This is a genomic window from Kosakonia radicincitans DSM 16656, assembly GCF_000280495.2.
GTDB classification, from domain to species: Bacteria; Pseudomonadota; Gammaproteobacteria; order Enterobacterales; family Enterobacteriaceae; genus Kosakonia; species Kosakonia radicincitans.
The window spans coordinates 2,056,462-2,074,453 of the sequence record NZ_CP018016.1 but is presented as its reverse complement, the minus strand read 5'-3'; the positions used below and the strand labels follow the sequence as shown (position 1 = coordinate 2,074,453).

Below are 17,992 nucleotides of genomic sequence, written 5' to 3'. Positions count from 1 at the left end.
AAAAAGAGCGAATACAGATCGCTGTTAAGTAACGCAGAGCCAGCGCATAATCATTGTGTTCGGCAGGTCAAATGTGCGGCTTCGCAACGCAAAGACATCAAGGGGAACGCGCGCACTTGCGACGATCAAAATGGTCAAACCAGAGCGAGAGGAATCTGAGGGTAAAAATAATAAATCGCATTACGTTTTATGAGATATGTGCACATGACAGATTTATCCATGATGTGTAACATTCATGAAGTACAAGCGAGGCATTTCCGGAATAAAATCAGTAAGAAACAACCGATTGGGTGAAGTGGCGGAGAGAGGGGGATTTGAACCCCCGGTAGAGTTGCCCCTACTCCGGTTTTCGAGACCGATCTAAACCCTTTTTCTTTCATGTGGTTATATAATTTTGCTGGTATAAACGGCTTTATTCTCACCGCCATAAATCAATCTCTTACAGACTTTCCATGACTTAATATACCAACACTTTCTTGCCTGTTTATCTTAATTGATGAACAGCATCAAATCTGTCGTATCTTGTCCCAGCACACGGAGTGATACGCCTATCTTTCCGTGCTGAACGTCAGCGCCCTGACACGATCAGTCATACATCAAGCCCGGTTTGGCAGATTCAATCAACATGCCTATCTTAAAATCCGGTACCGACGCTGACTCACTTTTATCGAGGAAACTCTAGGGAAATGGCACATCCTGACCAATTCCCTATTAATTAATACATATAGTGTTGACCAACTCCCGCAGCAGGCACTAATTGGACAGGTTTGAAAGTTGTCAGGGCCGTTACGAGTGAGGAACTGACATTGTTGGGTCTGTGCTACATAAATTATCGGGGAGTAGGTAACTAACACTTAGTTGACCACCTAACATTGGTATGCCTCTAAGTTTATGGATTTATGATCCAACATTCCCGGCCAAGCCTCCGATTATGGCAGAAACTAAAGGATGAGTTAAAAATTCCTGAAGTTTTGATTTTGCCGAAGCCTTTTCACTTGGAGATGCATCTGATTTTTCAATATTGGTTATTAGTTCAGCAAGCGATATTTTAAGTTCGGGAGAATTAATTGAATGACCTGCAACATTAAGCTGTCCATTGACATTACCATTGATCGTGAAATTATTCATGACATTATCCTTTAAGTTGATTTTTCTTACTTCGTTCCGGTCTATCAGTTTAATCAGAAGTGAGTACTTTAACTCATCAATTTTACTGCCGCTATTAATATATTGATTAGCCAATTGAACGGAACATTTATTTGTCAATGTCTCAGGTGTTTCATTGTTTCCCTGTAAATCCATAATTAATTCAACAAAAGCTTTTGATTGAGGGATCCAATATTTGATTTGCTGCACTAAATCTAAATCTTTATCCAATTCATCAATACCTTTGTAATTCTTTATGTTCTTCTTGTAATTATCAAAAGTTCGCCAACCATCAGGTATTTTATTTGTTATATATAATAGATTGATTTTCTTATCAATTACCTCTACTTCTTTTTGTATTGCTGTTGTTACACTCGTTGTGACAGTACCCGCTAAAAAACGAAGGTTCTGTTCTGAAAGATGAGATGAGAGCTTTAACACAATTTGCTCTATCCTGTTTAACTCTTCAATTACATTTTGAGGTGTCATTTTTATTCCTCAGTGTAAACTTATCTTATATTTAGCATTATTGCTGAATGTGTTTATAGATCTAATATACTAAGGCTAGCTCGAGGATTGAATCCAGATTACCTACTTCCATCAATCGTTCTTCTTAAAGTATACAATATTTTTTTTAATTTCATAACAGTATGTGAGTTGCTGTTATACAAGTAATCTGTACTGACCAACATGTCCGTTTCTCGCACGAGGCAAACAAGTCTATCTCGCTAAAAGTCTGCTTAGAGGGGGGAGCGGACATTGAATTGATACAGGACCTTTTTTTTATCAAACTATTACGAATTATTTGCCTCTATGTTCCTGTCAATAAAGGGTAATTCCATAAAGGTTAAAATCCTGTCGTTTTAGCTCCCTCTTGCTTGCCAGTTACCGGACCACGGGCAGATCAGAGTAACGTGTCGTGTACCGGGGAGACAGCATATCGCGTTTCATTTGCCACTGTTGCTGTATGCCCTGCCCGGCAAAGTATAAAGTGCCACGACCTTCTTTTTTATTTAGCTCATCCAGAACTTCCATAAGCTTTTCACTGTTCGCGCGCGGCGCGCTGTCGTCAAACAAATTGAGCTGCGCAACGCCCTGGCTGAAAAAGTCGCCCAGCATCACACCCGCCTTCTGATACTGGTGTCCATCCTTCCAGATCCGGTCCAGACAGCGCGTGGCCGCACCAATAATATCTCTGCTGTCCTGCGTGGGGGTGAGAAGTTTTACAGAGGCGCTGTTGCCATAATAAGGCTCGTTTGATGCAAACGGGCTGGTTTTAACGAAAGCAGATATGAACCGGCAGTACTGATGCTCACCACGCAGCTTTTCCGCAGCCCGGCTGGCGTAACTGCATATTGCCTGTCGCATATCCTCGTAATCGGTAATGCGACCGCCAAACGAGCGGGAGCAGACAATTTCCTGTTTTGCCGGTGCGAACTCCTCAAACCCGAGGCATGGCTCGCCGCGAAGCTCCCTGACCGTTCTCTCCAGAACGACGCTGAAGTGCTTACGGATAAACCGGATATCGCTGTCAGCCAAATCCAGTGCCGTTTTGATACCCATAGCGTCGAGCTTTTTTGAGATACGACGGCCTATCCCCCAGACGTCTTCAACCGGAAGCATTGCCATCAGCTTTCGCTGGCGCGCCTGGTTCGACAAATCGAGCACGCCGCCGGTCTGTCGCTGCCACTTTTTTGCCGCGTGGTTGGCGAGCTTCGCCAGGGTTTTGGTTTGTGCGATGCCTACGCCGACAGTCAGATGAGTACGCTTCAGCACTGTAGCCCGTATCTCTCGCCCGAAGTCAGTCAAATCGCGGCAATTCCGCACGCCGGTAAGATCACAAAAGGCCTCATCAATCGAGTATATTTCCACGCGCGGCGACATCTCTTCCAGCGTCGTCATCACCCGGTTTGACATATCCGCGTATAACTCATAATTGCTGCTGAACGCGACGATGCCGTGCCGCCGGAACGCCTCTTTCTGCCTGAAGTAAGGCTCAGCCATGACGACAAATGGCTTCGCTTCGGCGCTGCGGGCAATCACGCAGCCGTCGTTATTCGAAAGAACGACGACTGGCCGCCCTTTCAAATCGGGGCGAAAAACGGTTTCGCACGACGCATAGAAGCTGTTCACATCACAAAGCGCAAACATAATCAGCCCACTGCTTTGACGATAAAAGTCACAACACCGAATATGTCGAGCGTCTCTTCATTCATCACCCGGATCGGGCTGTATGCGGGATTCATTGGGTTAAGCTGAATGGCTGGTCTGAGCTGGAGACGCTTCACTGTGAATTCGCCATCTACTGCTGCGATCACAATGTCGCCATGCCGGGCGGTACGGGAACTGTCGACGACAAGAAGATCACCATCACTGATACCGCCATCAATCATGGAATCCCCCGCCGCCCTGACAAAATACGTCGCGCTGGGATGCAGTACCAGTAGCTCGTTAAGGTCAATACGCTGCTCAACATAATCTGCTGCCGGACTGGGGAAACCGCACTGAACAGGGTCGCTGAAGAGAGGTAGCACGGCAACTGCACGCTGAAAATCTGCTGGTTTGATGAACTGCATAATGTAGTCTCAATTTATACTGTTTTTATATACAGTAGTTTGATTGACGCTACTGATCAATACCGCTTCGTTTGGCGGGAGCCAGAAATTAGCTGGTTTTCTATTGGTGAGAAACAGTTAGGCAGGAGAAATTTTTTTTCATGGCTAAGCCATGCACATCATGCTCCTGACTGGATTGTATTCAGTTTCTTTTCAAGCTCATCAATGCGGGACATAAGCGCAAGAATGGCCTCGTGATGCAACGCGGCCGCAACGCCTGAAGTGTCCACGCCAAGAACGCTTTCGACGACTGTGCCATCAGTTAACGTCCTGTCCTGTCCCACATAAACGCTACCCGGAAAAACCTTCTGCACGTCCTGAGCGATAAAGCCAAGACCACCGGCATAACCGTCGAGACGATCCCACGACACGCCGCGTAGTTGCGTCATTTTATCCAGCGGATCAGCGATACGCTGGATATTGGTTTTAATACGCTCATCCGAGTTATTCACCCACTGTCCGGGGGCGGTTGCGTTACCACCACCGTCAAAGCTGAATGTCGCGCCGCGAACATAGGTACCTGTTGAAGAAAGTAACGCAACATTAATTGCACCAACTGTATTTGTGTTACCCCATGTATATGCACTTTGTAATGACACAATCGCCCGATCTACGTTCGCAATCTGGTGAGTTGATTCAACTGGCGCACCATAAAGAATTGTTCCCGTTGATGGTTCAGCGGCCGATTTACGGCGTCCCGTTAACGTGCCAACAACCTGTGTTGCCGATGATATTTCACCGCCAGTTTTACCGGCAACCGTCATAAGCCTGCTATCACTACCTTCGCAAAAAGAGCCGGCAATGGTGCCAAATGGGTTATTTAACCCAGTACCGCCCTGCGCTTTTGATAGCGGCGTCGTCAGCCCGGCCAGGCTGGTAATGTCGCTGTTCGCACCCTTTGCGGCTTTATTGCCGACATCACTGGACAGGCTGTTAAGGGACGCGGTTATCCCACCCCAGGCCGGACCGGTGAATGTGCTCTGGTCCGGCAATTTAACCGTGATGGTACCGCTGCCGGTGAAAAGCTGCTGCCAGTTCTGCTTGTCGTAATTCAGCCCGCGCAGGGCTTCGGTGTTCTGTACCACCATCGCGGCAGAGACAAGACTCATTGCAATTCTCGGCAGTGCGTACCAGCCAGCACCAGACTGAGTTGCTCCTGTAAAGAAATCCACTAATGTTATTGACGTATTACTGTTTACAGATAAGACAGGCAACGTATACGCCAGCCCTCCGGCAGTAGTAACAATGTGATCCCCGGCGGCCAGTTCTGTAAGAAACGACGTTCCGTTACCGACTACTGCTGTGGAATTATGTGTTAGGGTGATTGTTCCTGCGGACATATTGGCTCCGGACAATAAAAAAACCGCCGAAGCGGTTTCCTGTTATTTGATTTCTGCTATTTGCAGGTTGAGGAAGTAAAGTTATTTTTGTTTACCCATCGCCAGTTAAACGGGTCACCCGCTTTATATTCAGTCTGGTTTGCAATGACACGCACACCATAAATCTGCACCGTCTGAGGAAAACCACCCAGCATTGCAGTTGCCTGACATACGGGCTGTTGTTTTTCCAGAAGAGGGGCTGAACAGCCTGATAAAATAATTGCCAGTAAAAAAACAGAAAACACAGCTTTCATTTAATTATCTCCGGAGGTAATTGTTAATTAAATTACCCCTGCCGGGAAAATACTGAAAATAGATTTAACAGATCAATTAAAAGAAAACGATCGATTAAAACGATCAAATTAATCATAGGCATCTGTTTTTATCGCGATGATTGCATTCCCGTTATTTGTATTACCCACGACTGAACCGGAAGCGTTACTGCTGGAAGCCGCGCTTATTCTGGAAGTTGAACCATTGTATCGACATCCGGTGTACGCGGTAGCTGCAATTACCTGCGGTTGGCCCTGCACCATTACCTGTATCAGCGTTGAACCCAGAATACCGGGACACACGGCATAGCTTCCGCTCAGTGTCTGGTCTATGTTTATGCCGCCGTTGCTGCCTGGTGTACCGATTGTAACCAGATCACTTAACACCCGGCTTTCGTTGGTTAATACCAGCTGGCCAGCAACATCCCATATTGCGAACCCCCATTGCGGCAGGGTCTGAGGGAAAATAGCGAAGATGTAAGCGGTCAGCCGATGGGCTTGCCCATAAGGATTACCTGAACCGACCATTATGTTGCTTCCGGACCTTATTGCACTGACGTATGTCGGCTGGGCTGTGTCACTTGTCCGGCAGAAAGCGATGGCTGGATATGACGCGTCCAGGGGTATCGATGCGGATGCGCCGTGAGCTGTCCCGCCAGCAACAGAATCCACCACCACTTTTCTGTATAAACAAAAAGGGGTGGATTGCGGCGTTACAAATGGATTTCCATTATCCATCAATATCATCGCCCCATAATCAGCCATTTAAATTTTCTCCATAAAAATGACAAGTTCACATTCCGATGCGGGGTAATTGCCGACTCCGGTATCGCTGGCTGGCTGAATGGTAATGGTATTGCCAGAGGCTGTTATCCGGCGAGCTACCCCCACGGCCCCTTTGTCAAGGGAGGGAACAAAATTGACTTTCATTCCTGCCGGGACAGTAAATGAATATGTTCCGGTGGTCTGTCCCTGTGAAAGCTTAATAATCCCCACCACTGAAACAGGCTTAATGCCATAGTTATTCGGGACGCCGTTAGCGTCCCATGTCTGTATCCCCCACGCCATCAGAACACCCCGGTTAATTTCCCGACCTGAACACGCAATACGCCATTTCCGTCTTTAACACTCTGGGTGACGTTCGTTATCTTCATCGCGCCCTCACCAGACACTGCACCATTCATCTCAAACGTCCCATCAGCTTTCATGATTGTGCCGGTCTGGCCCGCGACATAATTAGAAGAGCGGAGTTCGCCAATTTTCGCGAGAGTGATAGCCGCGTACTGAATGAAGGCATCGCTGATAAATACCTGCCCGTTGACCACCGCGAACGGTGAATACTGTGTGTCGCCGCTGCCGCTCATCAGTACAAACTGATTGGCATTGAAGCCCACCCGCGTGACCACTGGCTGACCAGCCTGCGCCAGCACGGCAATCGACATTCCGGCGTTATACATCACGCCGTTTATCCTGACGCCGGTCTTCAGCGTATAGATAGCCGTTGCGCCGTCGCCATCCACCACCGCCGTAAGTTTGTCCTCCAGCGCTGCGGTGACATCGCCAATCTGTGCCTGCACCTGGGTGGACAGTTCAGCCAGCGCATTATCGACGTCGGCAATCGTGGTTTTCACGACCAGAATGTCAGCACGCACCTCACCGTATTGCGCCCACTGGTGCTCAACGGCACTGTGGGCAGCCAGCGCATCCTGCATGATCCCTTCAAGGTTAGTGTTAATGCCGCTGGTCAGCCGGTCGCCGTCGGCAGATGTGAGGAAGCCATCACCAATCCCCTCCAGATAGTCAGCGGCCTGGTCGTTTGCCATCCCCCGGATCCAGTCGGTATAACCCGATTCGTTGCCGGTTTTATCGACCAGTTGCGCGCGGTACCAGAATTCCTGCCCGGCTTTCAGTCCGAGCTGGGTGTATTCTGCCTGCGGGTAAGGCACATCGGAGAGCAGCAGCGGATCTGAAAAATCACTGTTGGCCGTGTACTGAATTTCCGTTTTCAGCGTGTCAGCGGTGTTGGCCGGGAATCCCCAGTTGAGACGGATACCCCAGTTAATACCTGTCGCCATAAAACCAACCGGCTTCGGCGGGTTGCCTTCTTTTCCGGTCAGCGTCGTTTCGGTTGAGTATCCCCAGCCACTGGAGATTTCTGCGGCGTTAATGGCGCGCACGCGCACCAGATAGCGTCCCGCATAAATCCCCGGCACTTCAAACGAGGTGGTGGAGCTGCGCGGCACGTTCACCCAGTTGCCCTCATTGCGGCGCCACTGTGCTTCATACGCGATCGCATTGGCCGTATCAGACCATGACACACGCATGGTCTGGACGCTGATCCCCTGATTCACCACAGAATAACTGCCGATCACGATATCATCGGGCGCGGCCTGGCTGCCCGGTGGCACGACACTGACAGGACGACTGTCGATAATGGCTCCGGTATCAATGCGGGCATATTTGTCCGGATCGTGCGCCGCGCCGGTAATGGCAAACGTGCCATCATTATTGTCAGTGACACTGACCACCCGGTACTGCTGGGCATACAGCTCGTCGGATTCCACAATCCAGACGCTTTCCGCTTCCGGCGTTTCGCTGTAAGCGGTGGTCACCGTGACCACTTTTCCATTAACGCTCTGAATGGTGCGGCTCTGTGCAGCACCGGAAGGCAGGTTGAGAATCAGCCGATTACCGGCAACAGCATCTGGCACCCTGTCCAGGGTGATCAACCGGCCATTTACCGCACTGATACGCCCGCCGGTAACTTTTCCCGACAGGTTCTCGTCGGCCACAGCGATGATGTAGCCAGGTTGTGGGATCATGCCATCCAGCCCAACGGAGAAAGAAACCACCCGGTCTTTGTTGTTGGTGAGGATCCCCCAGCGCCCTTTGCGGTTCGCTTCTGACTGGCGGGTACAGCCGATCGCTGTCATCTCAAGCTGGTTAAAGCCTTTATAGCGGGAGACCAGTTCCTGCTCAAACACCGGCTCCATTGCATCAGCATAGCCATTATCCGGATCGGAATATGAAACCAGCGCGCTGGTATAGCGGCTTTTCGTCGTGCTGCTGCTGTAGCTGAATCGGCCATCGATGACGTTTGCTTTAGTGTAGCTGTAGTCGACATCGCGCGGCATATCCGCCAGGGTAACAATCTGGTTACCGCCCCAGTAGGTCATCCCGCGAAAGATAGCAGCGAAGTCACGCAACACCGTGTAAGCATCGTTGCGATCCTGGACATAGACGTTACAGATATAACGCGGCTCAGTGCTGGTGCCGCCTTTACCATCCGGCACCGGCGCATCGCAATACTGCGCCACCTGGTAGAGTGTCCATTTATCGATGTTTTCAGCCGTCAGGCGATCGCCCAGTCCGAAACGGTCAGAGACGACCAGATCGTAAAAAATCCAGGCCGGATTATCAGTCCATGCCCATTTAAAGGTACCGGACCACGTACCAGTATAGGCGCGCGTTTCCGGGTTGTAATTGTCCGGCACGCGGATCACGCGGCCGCGGGGCTCGCAGGAAATCTGCGGAATAGAGCCGTTGAACTGGCTCGAGTCAAATTCGATATAGAGCAGCGCAGTGTTGGGATAGCGCAGTTTGGCGTCGATAACTTCCGTGTAGCTCTGGAGCGTCATCGTGTCGCCGATTTTGGCGCTGTTGGCATCAGCGGTAATTTTCCTTACCCGCACCGTCCAGGATGCGGCACCGGAAGGCAGATCGATACGGTGACTGCGCTCGTAGCCTGATGTGGTTTTCCCGCTGACGGCGGTGTTTATTTTCGTGACAAAGGCCCCTCCATCCACCTGCAGATCAATCGCGTACTGAACCTGGTTACCCACCAGATCGCCGTCATCTTCTTGTTTAAAGAGCGACGCCCATTTCAGGCGCAGGCGTACCGCAGAAAGCTGAGAGTTGGTAAAGGTGTGTGTCCAGGCCACTGAGCTTTTAATCTCGATACCGGCGCTAATCTCGTTCTCCGTACCCGGAATGCCCTGGATATAACTTTGCGCCTGGTCGCCCGGGCGAAACTCCCAGGTCACCCCACTGAAATTCGACGAGCCGTTGGCATTCAGCAGCGGCGTGCCGTCGAGAAAAATACTCTGCCCGGTAAGTTGCCCGGAAAACTCGCCCTCACCCAGCGCGACAAGGATCTTCGCCTTCGCGACAGACTGGAGATCGTCAGGCTGTTCTGTGGGCGTGCGGGAACTGGAGCTGCCGCCTTTGCGCCCCTGAATTTTCTTGTTTGCCATATTACGCCCATAAAAAAACCGCCATATGACGGTCATTGAATCGGTAGACTTAATCCCAGGATTCGTTACTTGCACATTCATCAAGAGTTGAAGCGATTATCTTCTTTTGCTCCGGTGTGAACGTTTTCCAAATTAGCTGCAATGCCTCTGATGCGTAGTTGTGCCAGTTGTGAACTTTCCCTCCGGAAGCCCATTCTGGGTTTTCCCAGTCAAGGCAAGAGGCATCATTCATGGCAAAATCAATAGCTGTCTGTGCCACCTGTTCAGCATCGTCCTTGCCACTAGATTTGGTGGTGACCGAGTCACATATGACATAACCATTTAGTAATTTCATTGCAATACATCCTCGCTGACGCGGTTTAAGCAAAGGCTTACCATCTCATTTCCACAATAAAAAAACCGCCCGGCAGCGGTGATTAAGCGGAGAGGATTTTATTGCTGGTCTTCGACGTAAATACCGGCGGAGATAATCGCACCGCCGATACGGCGTTTACCGTAAAGAAGCGGTACCGGGTAACCCTGGGCAGAGGTATTTGTCACACCGCCGAATGCGTAAGACGCCCTATTATCGGCATCCTGTTTGCTGGCCAGTCCGGCGGTCTGCGGAGAAAGCATCTGTACAACCCCGCCCAACATCATTACCGCACCCATTTTGGCCATACCGTAACCTACGGCTGACAGCGTGCCACCAGAAAAATAACCAATGACAACGCCAACAACCACCAGCACTGCCCCGAGAATGGTTTGCAGCGCACCGGCTTTTTTACTTCCCATTGCCACCGGAACAATGCGTATCACCTCACCAGTCACGGGAAAGCCCAGATCATCAACGCCAATATTTTTTTTGCCGCGAAAGACAGCATAAGTCAGCCCGCGCCGCTTACTGGATATCATGAACTGCTCAAAGCCTTCTACCGTTGCAGCCAGCGCGCGGGTTGCTTCATGAGTGGTTGAAATTAAGCGGTGATGAACTTTCCCAAATGTTTTTCCCAGAATTCCACCTAGTTCAATTCTGGCCATTATTTCCTGCATCACTTTCTCCTGAAATAAAAAACCCGCCGAAGCGGGTTTAGAATTATTGAACGTGAGGTGCTCGCCCGAATAGATAGTTTGCAGTTATGTCATAAAGTACACCGTTTGAAAATATAAAAGCATACTGATGATTCCCCGTGTAGCCACCATAGCTATTTTTCGCATTCACAAGAACCGGGACGACATAACCAAATCTGACTCCACCTCCAGATTCTGCAAGCGCACCATCCTGAGAATAGCCTTTATATGGGGGCATAAATGTATAACGTGCGGATTCAGGATCTTTCAATACAACATTGAAGTGATCTTTAATCAAGTCTTGATAATTTCCCGGCAGAGAACCGTAATTGGCGGTGCTTATCTCAACTGCCGAAGGAGGTTTAGGGGCGCATCCGGTTAGGAATGCAACACCAAGTGCAATGCAAAACACCAATCCCAGTTTTTTCATTTTTAGTCCTCATTGTTAGTGATAGGATTAATCCTATCAGGTATGAGACCAGCGACAAATATGTCTATTGTACTCAATAACCTTGCATCGTGGCCCCCTCTCGATAGGGCTGTAGCGGACCACTTTCATTGTCCTTTCTTTCCAGTACCCGCCCCACGGCTCACGATTACTCAGTCGTCCGTACAGATGGTGCAGCATCATGTTGCCTTCGAGCAGTATCGCGGCATGGTTCCATTTGCTGGCCTGAACCTGCATGATCAACATATCGCCGGGTTGCGGTTCGCCGATTACCTCCCTGAATCCGCATTCGTACCAGTTGTCCTGGTATAAATTATCGGGATACTGATCTTCCCACCACGGATAATCGACCCGGTAATCAGGCAGCTCAATGCCGTGCGTTTGCCGGAACCAGCTCATTACGAGCCCCCAGCAGTCATAAACGCCGAGCACAAACGGGCGCTCGAGCAGCGGCAGTTCGCCGCGCGGCAGGATGGTACGAAAGTCGCCTTCCGGCAAGCTCACTATATGCCAGGGCAGCGCACTCAGATCGCATTGCGCTTTGTCGGCCTCACTGGGCTGGGTGGTGGCGTCGGGGTGGCTGTGGACGATAGCAATTACCGTGCCCCGGTCTTCTGCCGCAGCATAGTCCTCCGGGCAGAGGACAAAATTGTCCTCCGGTTTTTCGGCAATATTGCGGCACGGAAAATAGCGCGCCACCCGGCTTTTCTGCACCACCAGACCGCAGCACTCGCGCGGATATTCGGCGGCCGCATGCGCCATAATGGCATCAATTATTTTCTGGTGCATATCAGCTCCGGATCAGCGATGTGCCAGGAAATCCACCAAACGACAGTTCATTATTTTCCCCGAAACGCAGTTTGCACCCTGTCAGCGTGCCGTTGCATTCATCCAGCGACGGGTCGCTTACCGGGTTATTGTGCTTATCGAAATAGCGCGTCCCGGCGTAATCACAGCCGTTACCGGAACGGTACTGCCCGCGAATGCACCAGGTACAAAGCGAATGCAGCTGACGCGTCGGGATCATCAGTCCCTGCAAATCCATCGGGCTGGAAAGTGTGAACTCCACAACCTCATTTGTCTCGCTGCTTTTCGCATCGATGTACCAGACCTGCAACTTTTCCTGCAACGGGTCGGCAGTCGGGTTTCCCTCCGCAAAATTCCGCGCATCAAGGTACTGCGCCAGCGTGTCGTGGATGGTGACTTTCGCCTGCAGCATGTCATCGTAGGCAAGGCACAGCGCAGTGATCGACGCATCGAGGTTAGCAACAGACAGTTTCGGTGATGCGCTGCTGCCGCTGGTTGATACTTCAATCCCGTCCAGCTCATACGGCCAGGCTCTGTACTCGTTACCCTGCCACCAGATGGACTTCGCTGGCAGCAATGATTCATCGCCACCCGCAGCGATAATTTCCGCTTCCGTGTGAGGGATGTTGTGACTGTGAAAACGAAGAATATCGCCCACACCGAACGCGGATCCGTCAACATCCAGGAGCCGGACCGCGTTGCCCGGTTCCAGTTTTTGATAGTCGCTGTGTAAACTCATGGTGCAAATGCCTGCTCGAAGGTTGCAGTGATGGACATAACGTTCTGGCTTTTGACAACCTGCTGGAGGCTGTCAGCCTCAACACGCCAGAGCGCCAGCGCCCCGAAAGGCGGTTTAAAAGAAAAGGATTTGGTCTTATGCCTGCGCAGAAATGCATAAATTTCCAGCGCAGTTTCCGTACGCCCGTTGAAGGAAAAATCAAACGTCAGCGATTCAGGATTGAGGCCATCGCCACTCACCTGGGCATAACCATCGCCGAACTGGGCTTTTCTGACGTTGTCTTTACTTTTTATTGTGGGCTGCCCGGCTGACTGAATCGGCCAGGTAAAGACCTCAATGATCATCATTACCTCCGGTTTACTGCACTCCAGATAATTCCGCCGGGACGGACTTCGCGTTGAATACCCTCGGTGACAGACTGCTCGACAACCTGCTGATAGGCTTTCCCAATCTTCTCACCGGACGACGGCTGCTGGCCGCTGTTGTCCCCTGACGATGTCACTGAAACCGGCGCGTAAACATTCACGCCCATCGGGGAAGAAGCGATCGGTGAGGCGCTCCCGACGTATCCGCCGTTCGCATATCCCCGCATCAGGCGGTAAAGGTTACCCACACCGATTCGGCTCGTGGCTTCCTGGGTAAAAACGAACTCACCACGATGGACGATACCTGCGGGATCGTATTTACCACCCGGCCCCGTAAATCCGCCGCCCGCAAAGCCCAGGAGCGAACCAAAGGCGGTTCCGCCCAGGGTGGATTTAACAGTGTTCAGCACCAACATCTGGCTGATCATCTGCGCAATCCCTTTAAGAATGGTGGTGAGAAAATCTTTGAAGTTTGATTTACCTGTCACCAGAAAATCAGCCAGCTGCGAGGACATCCCGGTAAAGGCGCCCTGTGAAATCTGCTGTACCTGCGAGTAGACATTCGTCGCCGTATCGGCAAATTCTGCAAAACCTTTTTTGGCCCCGGCCTGCCAGTCGCCACGTAACTTATCCTCCTCTGCGTAATAATTACGCAGCGCCACCAGCTCCTTCTGGTAATCGGCATCCGTCAGCCTGCCGCCGGAATTCAGCCAGCCACTTTCAAGCTGGGCGAATGAGGATTGTCTTGTCGCATCCTGATCGCTCAGCGTTGCTGAATTTCTCAGCGCTGCCTGTTTCGCGGACATCTGCGTGGCATATTTGCTCGCCGTGTCCATACGCTTATTCAGTTGCTCCTGAGCAACAATCTGATCGCCCAGCAACGCTTTCTGCTGTGCCAGTGCCAGAACCTGCTCCTTGCTGGCCAGCAGTGACTGTTCCTGCTTCGTCAACCGGCGCCTGCCTGCGGCGTCTTCCAGTACCGTAAATTGCGCCTCTGTGGCCCACAGGTCTTTACGTTGCTGGCTGATGACATCGTTAATACCCTGGTGTTGTTGCAAAACCTTAAGCTGAGCCTGAAGCGCCAGCAGCTCGGCCGTGGATTTATCCTCCGCCCGATCACCGGCAGGAACGGCAGTCTTCGGCGCTTTCGGGTCTTTGTACTTCTCGTTAACGGCGGCGGTAAGTTTGTTAAATTTATCCTGCGAGATGAGTCCCTGATCCAGCTGGCGCTGATACTTCGCCTGCAGGTCATTACGGATTTGTGCGTTGGTGCGGGCGTTTTCGAGAAACTTATCCGCCTCAGTATTCGCAGCAATCTGCTCTTTATTAAATTCCCGCGCCTCTGCCCCGATTTGCTGCACAAATCCCAGGAGAGTGTTCGCGCTTTTATTAATATTCAGCCAGTTATTTTGCGTCTGCTGCGACTGGTCATTCATCTGCTGGTTGATGGTGTCAAACACCGCAGAGCCGGTTCCGAACTGAAATGCAGGCAGTTTTGCAGTGGTTGCATTATCTGCGACATGATCGGACCAGAATTTATAATCCTTAATCTTGTTAATCAGCCCCTGCCAGTAATCCGAAAGCGTATCGATATCGCCCTTGGCATTATCAGTAAACTGCGCCTGGCTGCCGCTGAGTGAATCAATAATGAGTTTTGTTGCGCCCGCTTTATCGCCCAAATCAACCATATGCTTCACCTGCTCATACAGCGCAAGGTTGGCAAAATTATACTGGCTGTTGATGTCGATAAAGGCTTTCAGCGGATCCTGCGGAATTTTCCCGAGCTGGTTGACCAGATCCTCAACACTCTGGCCGGTGTTTTTCGACATAGTGAGCGCTGTCTGGCTCACCAGACGTATCTGCTCAATGGACAGGCCGATGCCCGTCGCCTGCGCGACCGCCGCAGCAACAGCAGATTTACTGGCGTCAGTACTTCTGGCAATCGACGACGACAGGCGGGTAAGACTGTCACTGGTCTGCCCGCTGATATTCCCGGTGCGGGCCAGCGCCTGATTATAGGCGGTGGACTGCTGGCTGCTCCGGTACAGATCCAGTGCCAGCAATCCGACGCCGGTAGCCAGCGCGCCAATACCGAGCGTGACGGGGTTGATCAGGCCGACCAGTGTGCGAAGGTAATCGCCGACGCCCGTCAGCGCCCCGCGCACGGAACCAAACTGGTCTTTGATCTGCCCGCCCTGCTGTAAAAGGATCAGAAAGGGCGACTGCCCGCCAGCGAGCTGCGTTGCAATGTCCGTAAACTGCGCCGGCAGGCTCCTCATGGCGGCATTATACTGCCCCACGGATACCCCGGCTTTCCTGGCTGAAATTTCCTGCCGACTGAATGCCTGCTGAACCTGCAACGCCGCATCATTAGCTGCATCGCCCGTCCCTTTTAGCTGACGGCGGGTGTAATTCACCTGCTCGGTAAATTTCGCATTATCAATATCAAGACTGACAACGAGATCACCCACTGGCTGGGCCATAGCGTTTTCCTCCGGATATCCCCTCCGCAAGATGCATCATTGTTTCGTCATCCTGTTCAGGGACAGATTTTAGGGGGTTAAGAAGACTGAAATCAGCAGGGGTAAGACCGTGGTCTTTGCACATCATGTCGACGACAAGATGGCTCAGGCAGGCGAAGTGGTTATCGAGCAGATCATTACTGAAAAGCTGAACGCGGTAAAAATCCCCCCACTCTGCCAGTTCAGTGGAAGACATTGCAGAAAGCATCGCGCGCCAGTCCGGCCTGCCAAACTCGCGCGCCAGCTTCATCACGAAATTCAGCTCACTGGCGTGGACTTTTCCGGTGTGGCGCTTTCTTCCCCGACGGACTTATCCTCATCCGCGGCTTCCTTTGCAGGGGGAAGCATCTGCGACATCTCCAGCACAACAAATTCTGCCTGGCTGATTGCCGGAAGCGGCCATGTGGACATCACCTGCTGCTGCAGCTCATCAACCGACGGGCCAGTGATATTGGCCTGCCAGCGTGACATGGCCACCAGCCTGGACGCGACTTTTACGCCGACAATGGAAGCCATCTGTGTGCGGAGGGCTTCATCACCATCAACCGGGATCTCTTTTGAGACGGTGGCAAGATAGCCAATATACTCAATGCGCTGAAGTGCGGAGAGCTCATAGAGAACGGTCTCCTCGCCGTTGAACTCAAATGTTACAGTTTTCAAAAACATGGATTACTCCGTGGGCGGGGCGTATGCCCCGGTGATCAGGAAACAACAATCTCGAGTTGCGCGACAAGCTGGCCGTCGTTGGTCATCACGATGATGTCCGCCGTACCGGCAGATTCGCCTTTATAAGTGAGTGTGGAGCCATCTGCGGTAACCGTCACGATGGCCGGATTACTGGAGGCGACACGGAAGGATTTATCCGTGGCGCCAGCCGGTGCGACAGTGACCGTCGCGGTGCTGCTATCCCCCACATTAATGGCATCAGTGGTTTTATCCATCGTCACGCCGGTGACGGCGACAACAGGATCACGCTGGTCTTCCGCCAGAGACGGTTTACCGTTGTTGGTAATTTTCGCCGTGCGGGTAATGACTTCGTTGGAGGGAATAGCTTTGCCAAGGCTGCTGGCCCACCCTTTGAACACATCAACAGTCCCGTTGGGATACTTAATTTTGTACGCGCGCTCTTCACCGTTGTTAAACCAGTTAACCAGATCCTGTTGTCCGGATTCTCCCGGCTTCCAGGCCAGCGTAAAACTGGTATCACCGGCTGATTTTGTTCCCTGCGCCGTGGACGACCAGTCGGCATCCTCATCATCGAGGTAACTGTCGTCGTAGGACTCTGCCGTCATATCGCCCGGCGTCAGCTCTTTAATTTTCGCCAGCCGGGTCCAGTCGATATCGGACAGCGGATTGGTGTAGGGGTCGCCGATCCCGTTATAGATCCACAGCGTTGTACCGGCACCCTTAACCGGTTCAGTAGGCGATTTCGCCATAATTCAGTCCTCACATTTGGTAGGTAATTGAATATCTGAGATCAACCGATCCCCAGGTCGTGGCTTCATCATCACGCTGATAGTCATAGCCGACCGGCGATAACGTTTCGGTAAGCGAGTCAAGCGCCGGAATATCAGCCATCACAGGATGAATGCGGCTTTCAACCCAGGTGTCCAGCGCGGTGTCGGGCTCTGTTGCCTTAAGAAATACCTCGATATGCAGCTCCGCACTCCACATCTCGCCATCCAGCTGCGACTCTGAGCACTCGGCACCGGAGATATACACAGCGATCGCAGGTAAATCAGTGGCGTCAATAAAGGCGGGCCGCCCGTCAAAAAACGTCGTGCCGGGTGGTGCCACCTCCCTGAGAGCGGTAATGACCGAGGACCTGATTTCGGTATGAATCATTTGAGAATGAGCCTCAGCTGGTTTTTGAGTGCGGCGGCCATCTCCTTCGGCAGATCCGATTCATGCAGCGCACGGACCTCCCTGCCAAAGGCATCCGTCAGTGGAGCCGCCAGGGGGATGCTGACCACCTCTATCGGGTAACGGTTTTTCGTTGTACGCCTCAGCACATGCCAGCGACCGTTAGCGAGTTGCTGGATAAAGGCACCCGGAAACAAATATTTCCCGATCCGGAGAATGCTGCTGGCCCCCCGGGCATCCTTTTTACTGCGGGACAAACGCACGCTGGCGGTACCCAGTTTGATGGCGGGCAAATTGCCACGGTTGACGCGGATGGTCGCCACGGGCTTCCGGACGGTGGCTTTTTTGACACGGGCGCGTTGTTTGATCAGCTTCTGGGGAAGCTTCTCAGCGGCGGCCACGGTCCTGACACTTCGGGATACAGCCCGTGAAGCAATACGGTTAACCGCCTGGGCAGATGCACGCGGAACGGCAGTTTTGCTGATGCTCTCCAGATTTTGTATCGCCTGCTCAAGCCCTCTGATGGACATTTG

At 51.7% G+C, this 17,992-nt stretch carries 20 protein-coding genes and 1 pseudogene; all 21 read right to left on the bottom strand.

Annotation, left to right across the window (positions count from 1 at the left end; translation table 11 throughout):
* Positions 1-585: 585 nt before the first annotated feature.
* Positions 586-639 (bottom strand): annotated as a pseudogene (locus Y71_RS31085) (hypothetical protein); the annotation flags it as partial.
* Between the two features lie 258 nt (positions 640-897).
* Positions 898-1,635 carry a hypothetical protein gene (locus tag Y71_RS10120; RefSeq protein WP_081120736.1) on the bottom strand — a complete coding sequence of 246 codons (738 nt, stop codon included), beginning with the start codon at positions 1,633-1,635 and terminating at the stop codon, positions 898-900.
* 396 nt (positions 1,636-2,031) lie between these two features.
* Complete coding sequence (locus Y71_RS10115; RefSeq protein ID WP_007371452.1) at positions 2,032-3,297, bottom strand: Y-family DNA polymerase; 1,266 nt, start codon at positions 3,295-3,297, stop codon at positions 2,032-2,034.
* Positions 3,298-3,299: 2 nt separating this feature from the next.
* Positions 3,300-3,722, bottom strand: coding sequence for a translesion error-prone DNA polymerase V autoproteolytic subunit (locus tag Y71_RS10110; RefSeq protein WP_007371451.1), 423 nt, complete (start codon positions 3,720-3,722; stop codon positions 3,300-3,302).
* Between the two features lie 158 nt (positions 3,723-3,880).
* Entirely contained in the window at positions 3,881-5,101 is a 1,221-nt protein-coding gene (locus Y71_RS10105) for a tail fiber domain-containing protein (RefSeq protein ID WP_007371450.1), read from the bottom strand.
* Between the two features lie 56 nt (positions 5,102-5,157).
* Positions 5,158-5,394: a phage exclusion lipoprotein Cor gene (gene cor / locus Y71_RS10100; protein ID WP_007371449.1), complete on the bottom strand. Its 237-nt coding sequence runs from the start codon at positions 5,392-5,394 to the stop codon at positions 5,158-5,160.
* Between the two features lie 108 nt (positions 5,395-5,502).
* Entirely contained in the window at positions 5,503-6,177 is a 675-nt protein-coding gene (locus Y71_RS10095; protein ID WP_035942224.1) for a hypothetical protein, read from the bottom strand.
* Entirely contained in the window at positions 6,178-6,480 is a 303-nt protein-coding gene (locus Y71_RS10090) for a hypothetical protein (protein WP_035942223.1), read from the bottom strand.
* Positions 6,480-9,665: a TipJ family phage tail tip protein gene (locus Y71_RS10085; RefSeq protein WP_007371446.1), complete on the bottom strand. Its 3,186-nt coding sequence runs from the start codon at positions 9,663-9,665 to the stop codon at positions 6,480-6,482. The genes Y71_RS10090 and Y71_RS10085 overlap by 1 nt, the downstream gene beginning before the upstream one ends.
* Positions 9,666-9,714: 49 nt before the next feature.
* Complete coding sequence (locus Y71_RS30680) at positions 9,715-9,999, bottom strand: hypothetical protein (protein WP_007371445.1); 285 nt, start codon at positions 9,997-9,999, stop codon at positions 9,715-9,717.
* Between the two features lie 98 nt (positions 10,000-10,097).
* Positions 10,098-10,697, bottom strand: coding sequence for a tail assembly protein (locus tag Y71_RS10075; RefSeq protein ID WP_007371444.1), 600 nt, complete (start codon positions 10,695-10,697; stop codon positions 10,098-10,100).
* Positions 10,698-10,740: 43 nt separating this feature from the next.
* Entirely contained in the window at positions 10,741-11,145 is a 405-nt protein-coding gene (locus tag Y71_RS10070; protein ID WP_071531994.1) for a hypothetical protein, read from the bottom strand.
* A gap of 36 nt (positions 11,146-11,181) precedes the next feature.
* A complete protein-coding gene (locus Y71_RS10065; RefSeq protein WP_007371443.1) occupies positions 11,182-11,952 on the bottom strand; it encodes a C40 family peptidase in 771 nt (256 codons plus the stop codon).
* Position 11,953: 1 nt separating this feature from the next.
* A complete protein-coding gene (locus Y71_RS10060; protein ID WP_007371442.1) occupies positions 11,954-12,709 on the bottom strand; it encodes a phage minor tail protein L in 756 nt (251 codons plus the stop codon).
* A complete protein-coding gene (locus Y71_RS10055) occupies positions 12,706-13,053 on the bottom strand; it encodes a phage tail protein (RefSeq protein WP_007371441.1) in 348 nt (115 codons plus the stop codon). Before Y71_RS10055 ends, Y71_RS10060 begins: the two co-directional genes overlap by 4 nt.
* 2 nt (positions 13,054-13,055) lie before the next feature.
* Entirely contained in the window at positions 13,056-15,557 is a 2,502-nt protein-coding gene (locus Y71_RS10050) for a phage tail tape measure protein (RefSeq protein WP_007371440.1), read from the bottom strand.
* A complete protein-coding gene (locus Y71_RS10045; RefSeq protein ID WP_007371439.1) occupies positions 15,538-15,846 on the bottom strand; it encodes a phage tail assembly protein T in 309 nt (102 codons plus the stop codon). The genes Y71_RS10050 and Y71_RS10045 overlap by 20 nt, the downstream gene beginning before the upstream one ends.
* An 8-nt stretch (positions 15,847-15,854) precedes the next feature.
* Positions 15,855-16,262 carry a phage tail assembly chaperone G gene (gpG, locus tag Y71_RS10040; protein WP_007371438.1) on the bottom strand — a complete coding sequence of 136 codons (408 nt, stop codon included), beginning with the start codon at positions 16,260-16,262 and terminating at the stop codon, positions 15,855-15,857.
* Positions 16,263-16,297: 35 nt separating this feature from the next.
* The gene (locus tag Y71_RS10035) at positions 16,298-17,035 is read right to left on the bottom strand and encodes a phage tail protein (RefSeq protein WP_435526111.1); all 738 of its coding nucleotides are present in this window, start codon (positions 17,033-17,035) and stop codon (positions 16,298-16,300) included.
* Positions 17,036-17,042: 7 nt separating this feature from the next.
* Positions 17,043-17,441 carry a phage tail terminator protein gene (gpU, locus tag Y71_RS10030; protein WP_035942221.1) on the bottom strand — a complete coding sequence of 133 codons (399 nt, stop codon included), beginning with the start codon at positions 17,439-17,441 and terminating at the stop codon, positions 17,043-17,045.
* Complete coding sequence (locus Y71_RS10025) at positions 17,438-17,989, bottom strand: phage tail protein (protein WP_007371435.1); 552 nt, start codon at positions 17,987-17,989, stop codon at positions 17,438-17,440. Before Y71_RS10025 ends, gpU begins: the two co-directional genes overlap by 4 nt.
* Positions 17,990-17,992 lie beyond the last annotated feature (3 nt).

Bases quoted from the DNA above. Each gene is read 5' to 3' on its own strand.
- Y71_RS10065 (WP_007371443.1), bottom strand. From the start codon at position 11,952: ATGCACCAGAAAATAATTGATGCCATTATGGCGCATGCGGCCGCCGAA.
- gpG (WP_007371438.1), bottom strand. From the start codon at position 16,262: ATGTTTTTGAAAACTGTAACATTTGAGTTCAACGGCGAGGAGACCGTT.
- Y71_RS10115 (WP_007371452.1), bottom strand. From the start codon at position 3,297: ATGTTTGCGCTTTGTGATGTGAACAGCTTCTATGCGTCGTGCGAAACC.
- Y71_RS10095 (WP_035942224.1), bottom strand. From the start codon at position 6,177: ATGGCTGATTATGGGGCGATGATATTGATGGATAATGGAAATCCATTT.
- Y71_RS10070 (WP_071531994.1), bottom strand. From the start codon at position 11,145: ATGAAAAAACTGGGATTGGTGTTTTGCATTGCACTTGGTGTTGCATTC.
- Y71_RS10085 (WP_007371446.1), bottom strand. From the start codon at position 9,665: ATGGCAAACAAGAAAATTCAGGGGCGCAAAGGCGGCAGCTCCAGTTCC.
- Y71_RS10045 (WP_007371439.1), bottom strand. From the start codon at position 15,846: ATGAAGCTGGCGCGCGAGTTTGGCAGGCCGGACTGGCGCGCGATGCTT.
- gpU (WP_035942221.1), bottom strand. From the start codon at position 17,441: ATGATTCATACCGAAATCAGGTCCTCGGTCATTACCGCTCTCAGGGAG.
- Y71_RS10110 (WP_007371451.1), bottom strand. From the start codon at position 3,722: ATGCAGTTCATCAAACCAGCAGATTTTCAGCGTGCAGTTGCCGTGCTA.
- Y71_RS10055 (WP_007371441.1), bottom strand. From the start codon at position 13,053: ATGATCATTGAGGTCTTTACCTGGCCGATTCAGTCAGCCGGGCAGCCC.
- Y71_RS30680 (WP_007371445.1), bottom strand. From the start codon at position 9,999: ATGAAATTACTAAATGGTTATGTCATATGTGACTCGGTCACCACCAAA.
- Y71_RS10120 (WP_081120736.1), bottom strand. From the start codon at position 1,635: ATGACACCTCAAAATGTAATTGAAGAGTTAAACAGGATAGAGCAAATT.
- Y71_RS10090 (WP_035942223.1), bottom strand. From the start codon at position 6,480: ATGGCGTGGGGGATACAGACATGGGACGCTAACGGCGTCCCGAATAAC.
- Y71_RS10060 (WP_007371442.1), bottom strand. From the start codon at position 12,709: ATGAGTTTACACAGCGACTATCAAAAACTGGAACCGGGCAACGCGGTC.
- Y71_RS10050 (WP_007371440.1), bottom strand. From the start codon at position 15,557: ATGGCCCAGCCAGTGGGTGATCTCGTTGTCAGTCTTGATATTGATAAT.
- cor (WP_007371449.1), bottom strand. From the start codon at position 5,394: ATGAAAGCTGTGTTTTCTGTTTTTTTACTGGCAATTATTTTATCAGGC.
- Y71_RS10075 (WP_007371444.1), bottom strand. From the start codon at position 10,697: ATGCAGGAAATAATGGCCAGAATTGAACTAGGTGGAATTCTGGGAAAA.
- Y71_RS10025 (WP_007371435.1), bottom strand. From the start codon at position 17,989: ATGTCCATCAGAGGGCTTGAGCAGGCGATACAAAATCTGGAGAGCATC.
- Y71_RS10105 (WP_007371450.1), bottom strand. From the start codon at position 5,101: ATGTCCGCAGGAACAATCACCCTAACACATAATTCCACAGCAGTAGTC.